Raw genomic sequence first — 573 nt, forward strand, 5'->3', positions numbered from 1 at the left:
AAGGCCAAAGCGGAGTCTGCGGTGCAGATCGTCGAACGCTGGATCATGGCGCGCCTGCGCCATCAGCAGTTCGCCAGCGTACACGAAGTGAACCAGGCGGTCGCGCCGTTGCTGACGCAGCTCAATGAGAAACCGTTCCAGAAGTTACCCGGCAGCCGTGCAAGCACCTTCGCTGCACTCGATGCGCCGGCCTTGCTGCCCTTGCCGTCGCAGCCCTATGAGATGGCGCAATTCAAAACCGTCAAGGTTCACATCGACTATCACGTCGATGTCGAGCAGCATCGCTACAGCGTGCCGCATGCACTGGTGGGCCAAGCGCTGGAGGCGCGTATCACGACCGCGGTGATCGAGCTCTTGCATCGGGGGCAGCGGGTAGCCAGTCATGCGCGCAGCAGCCGGCATGGCGGCTTTACCACGACCGCCGCGCACATGCCCGCAGCGCATCGCGCCCACATGGAGTGGACCCCGCAGCGACTGATCCACTGGGGACAAAGTATCGGACCCGCCACCGGTGAAGCGGTAACGCGCCTGATGCAGGAGAACAAGCATCCCGAGCATGGCTACCGCGCCTGC

1 protein-coding gene is annotated in these 573 nt (G+C 63.7%); it reads left to right on the forward strand.

All coding sequences use genetic code 11. The features are described from left to right. Positions 1–573, forward strand: a 573-nt coding sequence (locus AWB68_RS45990; protein WP_143282101.1) for a Mu transposase domain-containing protein, incomplete at both ends; no start/stop codon positions are given.

This window comes from Caballeronia choica (assembly GCF_001544535.1).
Lineage (GTDB): Bacteria > Pseudomonadota > Gammaproteobacteria > Burkholderiales > Burkholderiaceae > Caballeronia > Caballeronia choica.